Origin of the sequence: Paracoccus pacificus (assembly GCF_042680785.1) — a bacterium.
Classification (GTDB): domain Bacteria; phylum Pseudomonadota; class Alphaproteobacteria; order Rhodobacterales; family Rhodobacteraceae; genus Paracoccus; species Paracoccus pacificus.
In genome coordinates, this window is record NZ_JBHUEN010000020.1 from 54397 (window position 1) to 70261 (window position 15865).

General features: G+C 61.1%; 11 protein-coding genes and 1 pseudogene. 4 read left to right on the forward strand and 8 right to left on the reverse strand.

Annotated features, from left to right (window positions below; translation table 11 throughout):
• Nucleotides 1-89: 89 nt before the first annotated feature.
• The 4 genes from ACFSCT_RS07450 to ACFSCT_RS07465 all read left to right on the forward strand — a co-directional run bounded on the left by ACFSCT_RS07450 (nt 90) and on the right by ACFSCT_RS07465 (nt 5675).
• Nucleotides 90-1901 carry a S9 family peptidase gene (locus tag ACFSCT_RS07450; protein WP_379141497.1) on the forward strand — a complete coding sequence of 604 codons (1812 nt, stop codon included), beginning with the start codon at nt 90-92 and terminating at the stop codon, nt 1899-1901.
• A gap of 29 nt (nt 1902-1930) precedes the next feature.
• The gene (locus tag ACFSCT_RS07455; protein WP_379141500.1) at nt 1931-3535 is read left to right on the forward strand and encodes an ABC transporter substrate-binding protein; all 1605 of its coding nucleotides are present in this window, start codon (nt 1931-1933) and stop codon (nt 3533-3535) included.
• A gap of 67 nt (nt 3536-3602) precedes the next feature.
• Entirely contained in the window at nt 3603-4601 is a 999-nt protein-coding gene (locus tag ACFSCT_RS07460; protein ID WP_379141502.1) for a serine hydrolase domain-containing protein, read from the forward strand.
• A gap of 132 nt (nt 4602-4733) precedes the next feature.
• The gene (locus tag ACFSCT_RS07465; protein ID WP_379141504.1) at nt 4734-5675 is read left to right on the forward strand and encodes a LysR family transcriptional regulator; all 942 of its coding nucleotides are present in this window, start codon (nt 4734-4736) and stop codon (nt 5673-5675) included.
• A gap of 19 nt (nt 5676-5694) precedes the next feature.
• On the opposite strand, the gene ACFSCT_RS07470 is transcribed toward ACFSCT_RS07465, so the two are convergent.
• The 8 genes and pseudogenes from ACFSCT_RS07470 to ACFSCT_RS07505 form a co-directional block, all read right to left on the reverse strand.
• The gene (locus ACFSCT_RS07470) at nt 5695-7068 is read right to left on the reverse strand and encodes an MmgE/PrpD family protein (protein WP_379141506.1); all 1374 of its coding nucleotides are present in this window, start codon (nt 7066-7068) and stop codon (nt 5695-5697) included.
• A gap of 21 nt (nt 7069-7089) precedes the next feature.
• A complete protein-coding gene (locus ACFSCT_RS07475; protein ID WP_379141507.1) occupies nt 7090-7857 on the reverse strand; it encodes an ABC transporter ATP-binding protein in 768 nt (255 codons plus the stop codon).
• Between the two features lie 14 nt (nt 7858-7871).
• Nucleotides 7872-8741 (reverse strand): ABC transporter ATP-binding protein, encoded by an 870-nt coding sequence (locus tag ACFSCT_RS07480; protein ID WP_379141509.1) that lies wholly within the window; start codon nt 8739-8741, stop codon nt 7872-7874.
• Complete coding sequence (locus ACFSCT_RS07485; RefSeq protein ID WP_379141511.1) at nt 8734-9657, reverse strand: ABC transporter permease; 924 nt, start codon at nt 9655-9657, stop codon at nt 8734-8736. The genes ACFSCT_RS07480 and ACFSCT_RS07485 overlap by 8 nt, the downstream gene beginning before the upstream one ends.
• Nucleotides 9658-9669: 12 nt before the next feature.
• Nucleotides 9670-10743, reverse strand: a complete 1074-nt coding sequence (locus ACFSCT_RS07490; RefSeq protein ID WP_379141513.1) for an ABC transporter permease — start codon at nt 10741-10743, stop codon at nt 9670-9672.
• A complete protein-coding gene (locus ACFSCT_RS07495) occupies nt 10743-12341 on the reverse strand; it encodes an ABC transporter substrate-binding protein (RefSeq protein WP_379141514.1) in 1599 nt (532 codons plus the stop codon). The genes ACFSCT_RS07490 and ACFSCT_RS07495 overlap by 1 nt, the downstream gene beginning before the upstream one ends.
• Nucleotides 12342-12444: 103 nt before the next feature.
• The gene (locus tag ACFSCT_RS07500; protein WP_379141516.1) at nt 12445-13872 is read right to left on the reverse strand and encodes an amidohydrolase; all 1428 of its coding nucleotides are present in this window, start codon (nt 13870-13872) and stop codon (nt 12445-12447) included.
• Nucleotides 13873-14928: 1056 nt separating this feature from the next.
• Nucleotides 14929-15090: pseudogene (locus ACFSCT_RS07505) on the reverse strand (IS3 family transposase); the annotation flags it as partial.
• Between the last annotated feature and the right edge of the window lie 775 nt (nt 15091-15865).

The window sequence follows — 15865 nt, forward strand, 5'->3', positions numbered from 1 at the left end:
GCGCGCAATATCCGGCTCAACTTGAAGGCAATACCGCGCCGCCGAGGAGGAGCCTCATGGACTGCCCGAAACCAACCCGAAGAATTTCCATGTCCGACTATATCGGCATTCCAGAGGTCACCAAGGGCGTCCTCTCGGCCGATGGCGAAATGCTGGTCTATCTGTCGAATCAGACTGGACTCAACCAGATCTGGACCGTGGCGATACGTGACGGGCGCCCCTCTGGCGCGGCGCGGCAACTGACCGATCTGCCCGAGCGGGTGGTCGATCTGGCCTTTGCGCCGGTGGGGAAGAATCTGATCTATACGACAGATTGTGGGATGGACGAGCGTTTCCAGATCTGGCTGCTGGCAGATGGCACGGCGCGACCGCTGACCAACGCCCCCGGTCGCGTGCATGTCTGGGGGTGCTGGGCGCCCGATGGTGGCCGCATCGCCTTTGCCAGCAACGAACGCGACGCGCGGCAAATGGACGTGCATGTACTGGATCTGGCATCCGGGATCCGTCAGACTGTCTGGCAGGGTGAAGGCTATGCGCAGCCGCTGGCCTTCGCCGCTGATGGTCGTCTGCTGATCCGCGATTCTCGCCGGTCGATGCGGGATCAGGATCTTCTGTGGGTCGATCCGGCGACCGGTACGGTCACTGCTGCGCTTCCCTCGCAAGGCCCGGCGCAGCACCTGTCGGTCAAGCTGGCCCCCGACGGAGGGCCCGGGATCGTGCTGACGGATCAGGGATCGGATGTGACCCGCCCCTGCCGGTTCGATACCGCCACGGGCGCTCTGACGCCGGTATACGAAGTACCGGGATGGGAGATCGAAAAGATCGCCCTGCCCCAAGCGCGGGATCGAATGGCTTGTCTTGTCAACCGCGACGGCATGAATGACATCACGCTGATCGACCTGACAACCGGCGCCGAAACGCGGCTTGGTGCCCCCGGCAACGGGATCATCAACGAACTGAGCTTCAGCAAGGACGGCACTCGGCTGCTGCTGGATTTCGCCAGTCCGTCGCAACCTTCGGGAATCTGGACATGGACCGAAGCAGAGGGTTTTCGGAAACTCGACCTGCTTCCGGAGCAACGGGTACAGACCGCGCATGTCTCGCCAGAGGTTCGACGCTTCGACAGTTTCGACGGGCTCGAGGTGCCGTATTTCCTTTATACGCCGCAGGGGCCGCGCCCCGAGGCGGGTTGGCCGGTTCTGTTCCTGATCCATGGCGGCCCCGAAATGCAATGGAAGGCGCAGTATCGTCCCGATATCGCCTGGTATCTGGACCGCGGGATCATGGTCGTCGCGCCGAATGTGCGGGGATCCTCGGGCTATGGCAGGCGCTATTGCGCCGCAGACGATCACGACAAGCGGATGGAGGCGGTCGGCGATCTTCTGGCTTTGCGCGACCATATCGCGGGCTGGCCCGAGACCGACCCCGCGCGGACCGGCGTCGCCGGGCAAAGCTATGGCGGTTTCATGGTGCTGGCCGCGCTGACCGAAGCGCCGGGGCGTTGGTCCTGCGGGATCGACATTTATGGCGTGTCAAATTTCACCACGATGATGAAAACGACAGGTCCCTGGCGTCAGGTGCTGCGGGCGGCGGAATATGGCGATCCCGTCCGGGATGCGGAGCTGCTGCACCGGATTTCCCCGATGACCCGGATCGAGCGGATCGAAGTCCCGCTGCTGATCGTGCATGCCAACGACGATCCCCGCGTGGCGATCGAACAGGGTGAACAGGTTTGGGCGGCGCTGCGCGGTCTGGACCGGCCGGTGGAATATCTGCGGATCGAACACGAAGGCCACGGCTTTTCCCGACTGGCCAATCGCAGCCGCGTTTTCGAAACCATCTCCGATTTTCTCGCCCGCAATCTCTTGGCGCCGGAACAAAGCGCCGGAGACGAAAAATGACAACCCAAAAACCCAACAGGAAAACCATGATGAATATTCACTCTCTTCTGGGCGCAACCGCAGTTGCAACCCTTGCGGCCCTGCCCTTCACCAGTGCGGCAACCGCCGAGACGCCCGACAGCGCGCTGGTGATGGCTTACAATATCGACGCCATCACGACCTTCGACCCGGCCCAGATCGCCGAGGTGGTGCCGGATGAAATTCTCATGAACGCCTGCGATTCGCTGGTGACCTTCGACCCGAAGGACGAAACGGCTTTCGTTCCGGGGCTGGCGGAAAGCTGGGAGGTTTCGGAGGACGGACGACAAGTCACCTTTCGCCTGAAGGATGGCATCGTCTTTCCCGATGGAACGCCGGCAAAGGCCAGTGATCTGGTCTGGTCGATGGAGCGGGTGGTGAAGCTGAATTTCGGCAACGCCGCGCAATTGACGGATTACGGCTTTACCGCGGACAACATCGCCGATCTGATCAGCGCCCCCGATGACCGGACCGTGGTGATGAAGCTGGACAAGCCCTATCCGGTCAATCTGGTGCTCGCCTCGATCGCTGCGAACCGCGTCGCGGTGATGCTGAACCGGGCCGAGATCGAAGCGAACGAACGTAACGGCGATCTTGGCAACACCTATCTTCAGGACAAGACCGCCTGCGTCGGCCCCTATACGCTGCGCCAGTGGAATCCCGGCGAAAGCATCCTTCTGGAGGCAAACGAAAATTACAACGGGACCGCACCCAACCTGCCCCGCGTCCTGGTCCGCCATGTCGCCGAGCCGGGGACTCAGCGGCTGCTGCTGGAAAAGGGCGATGTCGACATCGCGCGGAACCTCACCGCCGAGGATTTGGCCGAAGTCGCGAAGCAGGATGGAATCGAGGTCGTCCGGACGCTGATCCCTTCGCTGTTCTATATGGGCATGAACGCCTCTCGCCCGCCGTTCGACAATCCCAAGGTCCGCTTGGCGATGCGCTACCTGATTGATTATCAGGGGCTGATGGAAACGGTGATGAACGGGGTCGGCGTCCCGCGCGCCTCGTTCGTGCAGCTTGGCGCGTTCGGCGCGCTGGACGAAAAGGAAGGCCAGCCGTTCAAGCTGGACATCGAAAAGGCCAAGGCGCTTCTGGCCGAGGGCGGCTATCCCGACGGGTTCACGACCACGATGATCATCGGCACCCAGCCCTATAGCGATCCGATCGCGCAATCCATTCAGCAGGCGGCGGCGCAGGCGGGCGTCACCATGAATATCGAGCGGATGGCCAATGCCCAGCTTTATGCCCGCAATCGCGGCCGCGATTTCGACACCGCACTGCTGGGCTTCAAGACTACCGTGCCGGACGCCAATGGCATGGCCTCGCGTTTCGTTCTCAACCCCGACAACTCGCCCGAAGCCAAGCTGACGCAATATCCGTCCTGGCGCGTCGGCTATCAGGATAAGGAGATGAACCGCCGCGTCGAAGAAGCCCTGTTCGAGCCGGACCAGGCCAAGCGCGAGCAGATGTATTTCGATCTTCAGCGTGACATCATGGAACAGGGCCCGGTGGCCTATATCATGCAGACCATGAATGTCGCGGCCAAGCGCGACACGCTGAAGAATTGGACGTGGAACGGCTTCCGCGTCTATTACGGCATGGCCTCGAAGTAAGCCGCCCAGCAAAATGCCGCCCCCGCCGCGCCGGCGGGGACGGCGCGACGTCACAAGGGGCAATACCGTGACTCACTTCGATACCAATCCCGGGACGGTCTGGCCGGCCTATGACACGCCTGAGGCTGCCGGCTGGTCCGAAAACGGAACGGCGGCGTTGCGACAGGTTCTTGATGCGCAGAATTCCGACTGTCTGCTGGTTGCACAGGGCGGCAGGATCGTTTTCACCCATGGCGATATCGAGCGGAAATATCTGTGCCATTCGATCCGCAAAAGCTTTCTCGCCGCGCTGATGGGCGAAGATGTGGCAGCGGGCCGGATCAGGCTTGATGCAACCATGGAAAGCCTTGGGATCGACGATCACGATCCGCTGAGCCGGGTCGAGCGGCAGGCAACCGTTCACGACCTGCTGATGGCGCGATCGGGCGTCTATCATCCCGCGGGTTACGAAACCGAATGGATGCAATTGATCAAGGAAAAGCGCCACAGCCATGCGCCGGGCACCTTCTGGTGTTACAACAACTGGGATTTCAACGCGCTTGGCACGATCTTTCGGCAAGCGACCGGGAAAAGCGTCGCGGAGGCCTTTGCCGAACGGATCGCCGGTCCTGTCGGCATGCAGGATTTCACCCTTGGCGGCGAACAGCCGGACGCCTGGATCGAGGAATTCGAGGTATCGCGCCATCCCGCCTATCCATTCCGCATGTCCAGTCGCGATCTTGCGCGTTTCGGCCAGCTTTTTCTGCAGGGCGGCCGATGGTTGGGCCGCATGATCCTGCCCGAAAACTGGGCGGCCGAAAACGTCATGCCCTATTCCCACGCGGGTCATCGCGGCGCCTATGGCTATTGCTGGTGGCTGGAACGCGATGGGGTTTTCGTGCCCGGGGTAAAAACGCCGCCCGGCAGCTATGCGGCACAGGGCGCGGGGGGCCATTACTGCATGGTGATCCCCAATCTGCATATGGTCGTGGTCCACCGCGTCGATACGGACGTCAAAGGCCGCGCCATCACCAAGCACGAATTTGGATATGTCCTCAAGGCGCTGTTAAAAGCGGCGGCTGCCTGACATTATCGCAGAGACCACATATCTTCGCCGGCTCTTTGGGCGGTCCCGTCGGTGCAGCAAGCTTGACAGGGGCCGCATCGTCCCGCCTGATGGAAACGTTGATCCTCAATGAGCCCGCCGGACGTCAGCCGCATGGAACTCAAGCTGCTTGAAGATTTCGTCTGCCTCAGCGATGTGCGCAACTTCTCGCGCGCTGCCGAGATTCGTCATATCACACAATCGACACTGTCCAAGCGCATTCGCACGCTGGAGCATTGGATTGGCGCACCTCTGATCGACCGGTCGAGTTATCCTGTGCAACTGACGGCTGAAGGCCGGGTGATGATCCGGCAGGCCCGCGATCTGGTGCAACAGATCAACAACCTGCGCTCGGGCATCAAAGGCATTTCGGAACAGCCGCGAGATCAGCTTAATATCCTGTCCATGCACACGCTGCGGCTGACCTTTCTGCCGCAATGGCTGAAACGGATCGAGGCGCGGATCGGCAAGCTGTCCGAAACCCCGATCCCCGCTCATTCTGCCTATAGCGACACGATACGCATGTTCCGCAATGACGAAAGCGACCTGCTGGTGAGCTATGTCCATCCGGCGGTTCATTTCGGTCTCGACTCGAAGGAACTCGACCAACTGACCCTTGGCACCGAACGGATTCTGCCCGTCAGCGCGCCGGATGCGGATGGCAAGCCCTTGCACGATCTGGATCGCGGAAATGTGGTCCGCTTTCTCAGTTACGGAACCCAAAGCTTTTTTGCCCAGGTGCTTTCACCGCTGTTGCGTGAAAAGCTGGTGGCGATGAACGTGGTTGCCACCAACCCGATGTGCGTGGGGCTGCATTCTCTGGCCGTCATCGGCTCGGGCATGGCGTGGATCCCCGAAAGTCTTGCGCGCGACGATCTGCGCGACGGGCGGCTGGTGCTGGCGGGCAAGGATGACTGGATCATCCACACCGAGATCGCCATCTATCGCAAGAAGGGTAACCACCGGCCGGTTGTGCAGCGCCTCTGGGCGGCCGCCGAAGAGATGTCGCTGACGCCGATTCCCTTTGAAGAGCATCGGCGCAACCTGCCGTTATGATCCGCGCCCGGGAAAGGGATCACTCCGCCGGGGCGAGGTCCGGCGCCACCTGCGCCGAGATCAAAGCCGCGATCGCCCGAAGATTCGGCTGGTCCCCGATGGTTTCCAGAACCGTCCGGACCTGGGTGTCGAACGGCAACCCCGCATAGGTGAAACAATCGCGCAGCTTGGCCAGCCGTGTCGCCTCATCCAGCGGATCGGCAAGACTGCCCCTGGCATTGGCCAGATCCGCCGACAGCACCCGTCCGTCGCCCAGCCGGATCTCGGCATGGTGCGGCGGGCGATCATGGGCCTGTTCCACCTCAAGCGGCATGACCTTCATGCTGATCCGGCTGAACAGCGCGCGCACATGTGGCCGGGCAACCGCTTCCGGGGTGAAATCGCCGAGCGATAGCAGATCCTGCAGCAGGGCCAAAGCGACGCAATACTGCATCGAAAAGCGCGCCTCCATCGGCGTCTGCGGTGTCGGATAGGCCAGATTGCGATAGTTCGCCCGCGCGACCGTCAGGGTAACGGTTTCGACCTGATCGGCGCTAAAACCGTGCTCTTTGCGCAAGGCCAGGACCATGTCGACGGAATTATGGGTTGATCCGCAGCAGGGATGGATTTTCGGCACAAGGCCCCAGGTCTGAATGACATGCGGCACATCGGCGCCGGGAATGTCCCAGTCGGCCGGCGCTCCGCCCCCCATCAATTCGCCAAAGCCCTGCGCCCGTTCCAGAATATCCGCCCTTCCGTAAAGACCGGCGGCAGCCAGTTGCGCCGCCTCGACCGCGTTCCGCGCCGCCATTCCTGCATGAAAGGGCTTGGCCGGGGTACCGAACTGCCCTTTCATCCCCGAGGCCATGCTGACCGCCAGCGACATGGCCCGCGCGATGCCATCCTGATCCAGACCCAAGATTGCCGCGCAGCCCGCTGCGGTGCCGATGGTGCCAACCGTCGAAGTGCCGTGCCAGCCGGCCACGTAATGCTCCGGCTCAACGCCGAAGCCGACCAGCGCCTGCGCCTCCAAGCCCGTCAGATAGGCCGTGACCAGATCGGCGCCGCTTGCCCCGGTTGCCTGACCAAGCGCCAGCAACGCCGGAACCAGCACCGCCGAGGCGTGGCTCATCCCGGGCGTGAAATTGTCGTCGAAATCGAGCGCATGGGCCGAGGTGCCGTTGACCAGCGCAGCCAGCGGCGCGGATGCGTCGCCGCCGCCCACCAGTGTCGCGGGTCCGCGCGATTCTGCAGTGATGCTTGCCTTGCGGACGGCCTGCGTCGCGATATCCGCCTGCCCCGCCACCAGACAGGCCAGGGTATCGGCTATGGCGTGTTCCGCCGCCAGCCGGTCGGCGGCAGTCACAACGACTCCGCCCGCCGCGCGCGCGGCGATTTCATTCAGAATGGTCATCTTGTCTCTTGCGTCTGTTGGTTAGTCGATACGCATCACTTCGGGGGCGGATGCGGCCAGGAATTGCCGGGTATAATCCTCTTCAACCGCGCCGTGGCGCAGCTGATCAGGGGTCAGTTGCTCAAGGATCCGGCCGTCCTTCATGATTGCGACCTGATCGCACATATGGGCGATGACGGCGATGTCGTGACTGACCATCAGATAGGTCAGGCCCCGTTCGCGGCGCAGCCGGTTCAAAAGATTCAGGATCTCGGCCTGCACCGAAACATCCAGCGCCGAGGTCGGTTCATCCAGCAACAACAGCTCCGGCTCGACCACGAGCGCGCGAGCGATGGCGATGCGCTGCCGCTGGCCACCCGACAGTTCGTGCGGATAACGAAACCGGAAACTGGAATCGAGCCCGACGGCCGCCAGGATGTCGTCGATCCTTGCCTGACGGCGATCCAGCCCCATGATCTCCAACGGCTCCAACAGCACGTTCTGGACCATCTTTCGCGGATGCAGCGAGGCATAGGGGTCCTGAAACACCATCTGGATCTTGCGGTAAAGCGACTTGTCCCGCTTGTGCGGCAACGCGGCACCGTTCAAGGTAAGCGAACCTTCGTAATCCGGGTTCAAACCGGCCACCGCGCGCAGAATCGTCGACTTGCCGCAGCCTGATTCACCGATCAGCCCGAAACTATGCCCCTTTGCGATATGGAAATCGGCATCCTTCACCACGGTGACCCGCGAACGGCCATGTCCGAAGGCGATGTTCAGCGAGGTCGCTCTGAGATAGGCGTTATCCATCACAACTCCATCGCTCAGGCTGCCGGCGCGTCGAGCCATGCCGGATCACGGACCGGCACGGCAAGCTCTTGGCAGGGTTGGTCAAGACGCGGCAGGCTGTCCAGCAATCCGCGCGTATAAGGATGCCGGGCCTGACCAAGCTCTGCCGCCGGCAGATCCTCCAGCACGCGGCCGCGATACATCACCAGCACCCGCTCGCAGAAATCGGCGACAAGATTCAGGTCGTGGCTGATGAAGATCAGGCTGGCGCCCGCGCGGTCCACCAACTCCTGCAGGACGGAGAGCACCTGCCGGCGCACGGTGACATCCAGCGCCGAGGTGGGTTCATCCGCGATGATGACCTTCGGCTCGGCGATCAGCATCATCGCGATCATGATCCGCTGGCCCATGCCACCCGAAACCTCGTGCGGAAGCAGGTCATAGACCCGCTGCGGGTCGCGGATATGGACGTTTTCCAGCATGGCCAGGGCTTTTTCGCGCGCCTCGGACTTGCCGCTGCGGTGATGGAGCCGATAGGCCTCGGCGATCTGGCGACCGACCTTCATCAGCGGATTCAGCGAATATTTCGGATCCTGCAGGATCATCGCGATCTCGTTGCCGCGAATACGCATCATCTGGCGTTCGCTGGCGCCCAGCAGATCGACCGAGCCGTATCGCATGCGTTCCGCCGTGACCCGCGCAGAGGGCGGCGACAACCGCATCAGCGCGCGCCCGGTCTGGCTTTTGCCCGAACCGGATTCGCCGACAATGCCCAGCTTTTCGCGACCGAGATCGAAGCTGACATTGCGAACCGCATGGGTCACCCGACCTTCGCTGGTGAAGGTGATGTTCAGGTCACGCACGCTGAGGATGGGTTCGGGGCGCATGTTCGCGTTCTCATTCATGGCGGGGGTCCAACACGTCGCGCAGCCCGTCACCGACCAGATTGAAGGCGACCGAGGTCAGCAGGATCGCCATGCCCGGCGCGGCCGCGACATAACCGTTCGACAGGATATATTGGCGGGCCGATGACAGCATCGCCCCCCATTCCGGGCTGGGCGGCTGCGCGCCAAGACCCAGGAAACCCAGACCGGCGGCTGAGAGGATGATCCCGGCCATGTTCAGCGTCACCCGCGCCACGACCGAAGGCAGGCACATCGGCACGACATGCCGCATGATGATCCGCAGCGCCGAAGCGCCTTGCAACCGCACCGCCGCAATATAATCCGAACGCCGGATGATCATCGTCTCGGCCCGCGCCAGACGGGCGATGGGTGGCCATGCAGTCAACGAGATTGCGATGATCGCATTGTTGATCCCCGGCCCCAGCGCCGAGACGAAGGCCAGTGCCAGCACCAGCGAGGGGAAAGCCAGAAAAATCTCGGTCACCCGCATCAGGACGGTATCGACCCAGCCACCGAAATAGCCCGAGACCGTTCCGACCAGCAGCCCGATCGGTGCCGCGATGATCGCGGTCAGGCTGGCGATGTAAAGTGTGATCCGCGCCCCGTAAAGCAGCCGCGAATAGATATCCCGGCCCAGTTCGTCCGTCCCCAGCCAATGTTCAGCCGAGGGCAGCGCAAGCCTGTCACCCAGATCCTGCGCATAGATGTTATGCGTCGCCAGCAGCGGTGCGAAGATCGCGGCAAAGACGATCACCATGAGAATCGCCAGCCCCAACAACGCCGAGCCGTTGCGGCGCAGCTTGCGCCACATGCGCCAGCTTTGATGCAGCCGCGCCTGCAAGGGCGAGCGTGGGTTCGGGTCAGACAGCCAGTCGCGCATCGAGGCGCGGCGGGGCGATGAAGCGGTATCGGTCATGCCAGTCTCCTTTCAGCGCGTGCGCGGGTCGATGATGTTATAGAGGATGTCGCAGATCAGGTTCAGGACCACGAAGATCACCCCGATCACCAGCGTGCAACCGACTACCGAATTCATGTCCCCCGCCAACAGCGAATTGGTCATGAAGCGGCCAAAACCGGGCCATGCAAAGACCGTCTCGGTCAGCACCGCCCCCTCCAGCAGAAAGGCATAGGACAAGGCTACCACCGTGATGACTTGAACCGCCACGTTGCGGAACACGTGGGTCCACACGATCCGCCACCGGCCGACGCCCTTGGCACGCGCCGCGACCACGTATTCCTGTTCCAACTGGTCGATCATGAAGGTGCGGGTCATCCGGCTGATATAGGCCATTGCGCTAAGCGCGAGGATGGATGCCGGCAGGATCAGGTGGCTGAACACATTGCCGAACAGCTCCCAGTTGCCGGCTAGCAGGGCATCGACCAGATAGAAGCCGGTGACGGGAACCAGATCGAATTCATAGATCATGTCGATCCGGCCCGGGCCCCCGACCCAGCCAAGGGTCGCATAAAACAGCACCAGCCCCATCAGGCCCAGCCAGAAGTTTGGGGCCGAATAGCCCAGCAGGGACACGATCCGCGCGACATGGTCGATGATCGAATTGCGGTAGACCGCCGCGACCACGCCCAAGGGAACGCCGATGCCGGTGCCGATCAGCATGGCCATCGTCGCCAGTTCGATCGTCGCGGGAAAGACGCGGGCGATTTCGTCGGCCACGGGACGGCCCGACAGCAGCGACACGCCCAGATCAAAATGCAGAAGGCTCCACAGGTAGTCCGCGAACTGGACCAAAAGCGGACGATCCAGCCCCATCTTGGCGGCCATCTTGTCATAGGCTTCCTGCGTTGCATTATCGCCCAGAACGGCCAGCACCGGATCAATCGGCAGCAACCGGCCGATCATGAAGGTCAGCGCCGCCAATCCGACCAGCGTCACCACGACCGATCCGAGCAGTTTCAGCACCCGAAGCGCACGGGGCAGAAAGACACCGCCGCCGCGATCATCGGCCGGGGGCGCTTGTGTGATGGTCCCGATATCGGCCATCACTTGCCCGCCATGCCGTAATAGACCTGAAAGCCATTCCAGGTCCAATTCTTCAGGCTGTCGCGCACGGCAGCGACGTAATAGGTCTGGAACATGACGGCCAATTCGCCGGTCTGCATCCAGTCCTTCTGAAGCTGAGCATACATCGCCTTGCGCTTCGCGGGATCGGGCTCGACGACGGCCTTCAGCACCATTTCATTATAGTTGGCGTCGAAATAACTGGCCCGCCATGACGGGTATTGTGTCGCCTTGGCCTTGGCGCTGTTGTCTGGGTTGAAGACCAGCCGCGAGGCATTGCCATGTGCATCAGGCACGCTGGTCTGCCAGGCCATGATGCCGGACTGATAGTCGCGGGCGCGCACCTTGGCGAAAAACTGGGCATTCGCCATCTGTTCGATATTCAGCTTAACCCCGATCTGCGCCGCATTCTGCTGAACATGCTGTGCGAGCGGCGTCGACCAGGGCAGCGAGCCCACATAAATCGTCGCCTCGAACCCATCGGGATAGCCGGCTTCGGTCAGCAGCGCCTTGGCCTTTTCAAGATCCAGCCCGAACGGCATCGCCTGATTTTCGGGAAGTGCGCCGAACGCGCCGGATTGCACGAAGCTTTGCCACGGCTTGCCCAGATACTGCATCACCGTGTCACCAAGCTGCTGGTAGTCGATCAGATACTTCATCGCCAGCCGCACCTTGGGATCGTCAAAGACCTCATTGGCGGTGTTGAACGTCCAGAAGATAAGCTGTGGTTTCAGGGCCGAGGTGATCTGGATGCCCTCGGTCTGCTCGAGCGCGCGCAGGTCGTCGGGGGTCAGGTCGCGGGCAATATCCACATCGCCATTCTCGACCATCAGCCGCTGCGTTCCGGTTTCGGCGACGTGACGGATCAGGACACGGTCCAGCTTCGGTTTCTCGCCCACATAATTCTGGTTCGCCTCCAGCACGACGGACTGACTCTGGTTCCATTGCTTCAACTGATAGGGACCGTAACAGGCGGTCTTGTCCTTCAGGTATGCATTGCCCAGATCGTCACCCTGCTGGTTTTCCATCAGCAGCTTGCTATCGAGCGTGGCTGAAACGCGATAGGCGGCGATCGCCTGCAACAGAAGCGATGTGGGATAGGGCTCCTCGAAAGTCAGCACCACCGTGTAGTCGTCGGGCGCGGTGATGCGCGCGTCCATGTTTTCGGTGGTAAATCCATATTCGGTAAGCTGCGCCGAATTGCCGTAACCCAGCGTCAGCACCCGCTTCAGCGACCAGACCGTATCCTGTGCGGTGACGGGGTTGCCCGACGGAAAGACCGCATCCCGTCGCAACCGGAAGGTCAGCGTCTTGCCATCTTCCGATCTCTCCCAGCTTTCGGCAAGCGCGGGCAGGATTTCATTCTCGTTTGCGGGATCGAATTTCGCGAGTGCATCGCAGGTGTTCTGCAGGATCTCGTTGGTCACGACCTCGCCCACCTGCGCGGGATCGAAGGTTGATATCGAGTCGATGTTCCATGCCATCACCAGCGCATTGGAAGGGGTTTCAGCCTGCGCCGTAAATGCGCTGACCGACATTGCCATCGCAACCGAGGGGATCAGTAGCCGGGTTACATTCATGATCGTAAGCCTTTTCCTGTTGGTCAGGTCCGGGATACGTCGTCCCGGACATTATTATGACATTCAGCGAAATCGGGGGCGGCAGGCTATTTCTGCCTGCCGGTCATTCCGCCGCTGGTCGCGGTTTCAGCGGTGGCGACACATCTTTTGGAATGGGGCAGGTATAGGGCTCGATCGCCAACCGCTCGCGGTGATCTTTCTTGGCCCGTGCCAGCAGCGTCTCGTCCGTGAACAGCATCCGCCCCGTGGCTGCCATGACCTTGGCGGCATAAATCATGCCCTTATGCGCGGCGGGCGCCTTGCCCTGTGCGGTGATCTGCCAGCTATGGCCGGGCGTGCCGATGGCATGGGTGGCAACCCGCGCCTGAACCGTGGGCACCGCCCAGGACACGTCCGCCACATCCGTCGAACCCAGCATCTTCGTCCCACGATTCTCCAGCGGCACGACGTAATCGCACAGCGGCTCATCCTGACGCGGGGCCAAGCCGACAGCGCGATAGTTCGAGGTGATGTCCTCTGTGGTCAGCGTGGCTTGGATCGCCGCGGCATATTCGCGATCGGCCGCGTCGAATGCGACGCCGCCCAATGCGTCCATCGCCTTTTGCATCGCTTCTTCCAAGGGCGTGTTGCCCAGCATGTTCGACACCGCCGACATGACCGAGATCCGCACCTCGGTGCCGGTCATCAGCGCCGCGCCCCGCGCGATGTCCTGCACGCGATCGTTCAGCGCGAACATCCCCGAAAGCGTCGTCGAGCGGATCGCATAGCGGGTCTTGGCCTTACCCTGCACGACGTTCGGCGCCGTGCCGCCCGCGTCCAGATAGGCATAGTGAATGCGGCTTTCCTGCGGAATATGCTCGCGCAGATATTGCACGCCGACATTCATCAACTCTGCCGCATCCAGCGCCGAGCGTCCCAGATGCGGGGCGGCGGCGGCATGGCTGGAGCGGCCGATAAACTCGAAATCCATCCGGGTGTTGGCCAGGCTTTCAGCCTCGTCGACCTTGGTCATTGCCGCCGGATGCCAGGTGATCGCCACGTCGACATCGTCAAAGGCCCCGTCACGCACCATGAATGCCTTGGCGGCGCCCCCCTCCTCGGCCGGGCAGCCGTAATAGCGCACGCGGCCCGGCGTGCCGGTTTCCGCCAGCCAGTCCTTCATCGCACAGGCCGCCAGCAACGCGGCCGATCCAAGCAGGTTATGCCCGCAACCATGGCCGTTTCCGCCCGCCTCGATCGGCCTCGGTTCGGCGATATTCGCCTCTTGGCTCAATCCGGGCAGGGCATCGTATTCCCCCAGAAACGCGATGACCGGACCGCCTTCGCCAGCTTCACCCAGAACCGCTGTTGGGATGCCGGCGATCTCCTCGGTGACCGTAAAGCCCTTTTCACGCAGCGTCGCGGTATGTTCGGCACAGGACCGATACTCTCCATACAGGATTTCAGGCATGCCCCAGACGCGGTCTGACAGGCCGGTCAGGTCGTCCTGATGGTTTTCCACATGGCGCCAGATAGGCTCGACATTCTGCATCTTGGATTCCCGCTTTTCGATTCCGTGGCATTCCTTGGTGGTTCAGTGTCGCTGCACGCGGTGCGTTGTGTCCAATGACGAAGCGACAACATTCCAGTCACGATTCGAATAGTTACAGGCAAGATTCAGCGCTGCCGGAAACCCGACCTTGCCCGAGATGCAGGCAACGTCGCGAGAGACGACACGCGTAGGCTGACGCAGAGGTTATTCTGAGTCATTATTGCGCCGATCTGTCGTCCCGAATGCCACCTTTTCCTCGGGAAGACCCGGATTCTGCACCGAGTCTTACGACATAACGCTCTGAACACCTGCCGATATTATCGAGCTATAGAGATGGTGATGACGTCTCGCACCGCCGGAGTCGCCGGTAGCCTCAGCAACCCCCCGAAAACGCGCGCGGGTTGGTGGAGCAGATCGCCACAAAGGCGGCGAACAAGGTTCGAGGAGTTCGCTTCAACCTCTGGCCTCGGCGAAAACCTGTGACCAGCTCGGCCTTGATGAGCATTACCCTGCTCACCGATAACCTGCTGCGAACCGGGCCTTCGGTCTTGCAGCGGCGTCGCGACGCCAAACTATGGTAGCCGAAATGCGGAAAAGAGCCTGCCCGACCTCTATCACCTTTCTCGCCGTCTATACAACGCCCAAACAAGTGCGGCGACAGAGGTATGTCGGGACAGAGGACGGCGAGGCGATCTATCAATACACCGTCCCGCACTGACCGACGGCACTCGATTGGAAACGAAAGCTGGAAGATTGGATCAGGCAGGACGGCCAGAAGCTCCCCCCCGCACGGCTATCGCGAAATCTCGCGCACCGGGGGGCAGGAGCATGTCTATGACGGGTCAGCCGTCCCAATGCCGTATAAGGGCATGAATGTGAGGATCGCATGCCGGACGGAAGCAGAGGTAAAGCCGGCGTGACGCCGAACGCTTTGGGCGCCGATCAAGGGGGCACTCTTCAACGTCGATTGACACCTCGTTCACCTCCTAACGGATCGTGCGCAGCGGATGCAGGGCGGGGATCCGCGCCTTGACCTGCCCGCCGTTGATCCCTCGTTCATAACGAGAGTCTGCAGGTTTGATTTTGGTATTCGGGTTCGTATTCTGGCGCAAGCGCGGTGGGCGCGTTGCCCTCAAGTAGCTCAAGCGTCCGGCGCGCTTGCAGCGGCGTCTGATTTGCAAGCGAGGTATGCGGCCTGACGGCGTTGTAATCGTATCGTCACACAGGAGCGCAGATAAGGGGGCAGCCCCGTGTCATGGCGTAGCTATCTTATCGATCCCCCGTGCAGTAATGTGCCAGTTAAACTCCCGATCAAAATAGATATAATGATTATGGTTCGGAAAAAACGGCTCTATCCTCGCGAGATACGACGATTCCTCAACCAAGTATAACCCGTTAGTTTGATGCACGTCCTTAAAATATGGATAACTTTCTGGTGACCAGAGTAGCTCGTCAGCGTACAACACTGACGACACCCAATCGAAGGCTATTGCTGCATTTCCGTTGTCCGGAAACAGCAACCGAAGATCTCCCACGAACTCCGGCAGCAATTGCTGGGCAATTCCCCTGTAGAGCAAGCGCAATGAGGAATAAGATTCTACTTCTTGCTTCACAAAAGAGACACTAACATATTTAGTCATATCGGATCGCTGCCCCGTTCACATATATTGTCGGCGCCCCTATAATAGTGGCAAAACCGTTCTGCGCAATAAGCATGACAAAATATCAGAGCGAGGAACAGGGGGTGAGGGGAGGCGCTACCAGAACACGGGAAATGACCGAAAGCTATCCAAGAGCCGAGGAACGAACACCCCATCCAGATTTAGCCTCATTTCCGCGCCGAGCGTTAGATTTCCTTTCGATATAAGAGGCTCACGCACATACACCACTAGCTCAATATCGCTAGATCTCCGTTCTACACTTAAACGTAGATACTCACTCTGATCTTTGAAAAGAGCGAGCCCTTTAGCTCCGGACTCCAGCATCAAAATAA

Excerpts from the sequence above, each read along its gene's own strand:
- ACFSCT_RS07450 (WP_379141497.1), top strand. The coding sequence starts at position 90 with ATGTCCGACTATATCGGCATTCCAGAGGTCACCAAGGGCGTCCTCTCG.
- ACFSCT_RS07455 (WP_379141500.1), top strand. The coding sequence starts at position 1,931 with ATGAATATTCACTCTCTTCTGGGCGCAACCGCAGTTGCAACCCTTGCG.
- ACFSCT_RS07465 (WP_379141504.1), top strand. The coding sequence starts at position 4,734 with ATGGAACTCAAGCTGCTTGAAGATTTCGTCTGCCTCAGCGATGTGCGC.
- ACFSCT_RS07470 (WP_379141506.1), bottom strand. The coding sequence starts at position 7,068 with ATGACCATTCTGAATGAAATCGCCGCGCGCGCGGCGGGCGGAGTCGTT.
- ACFSCT_RS07475 (WP_379141507.1), bottom strand. The coding sequence starts at position 7,857 with ATGGATAACGCCTATCTCAGAGCGACCTCGCTGAACATCGCCTTCGGA.
- ACFSCT_RS07480 (WP_379141509.1), bottom strand. The coding sequence starts at position 8,741 with ATGAATGAGAACGCGAACATGCGCCCCGAACCCATCCTCAGCGTGCGT.
- ACFSCT_RS07485 (WP_379141511.1), bottom strand. The coding sequence starts at position 9,657 with ATGACCGATACCGCTTCATCGCCCCGCCGCGCCTCGATGCGCGACTGG.
- ACFSCT_RS07490 (WP_379141513.1), bottom strand. The coding sequence starts at position 10,743 with ATGGCCGATATCGGGACCATCACACAAGCGCCCCCGGCCGATGATCGC.
- ACFSCT_RS07495 (WP_379141514.1), bottom strand. The coding sequence starts at position 12,341 with ATGAATGTAACCCGGCTACTGATCCCCTCGGTTGCGATGGCAATGTCG.
- ACFSCT_RS07500 (WP_379141516.1), bottom strand. The coding sequence starts at position 13,872 with ATGCAGAATGTCGAGCCTATCTGGCGCCATGTGGAAAACCATCAGGAC.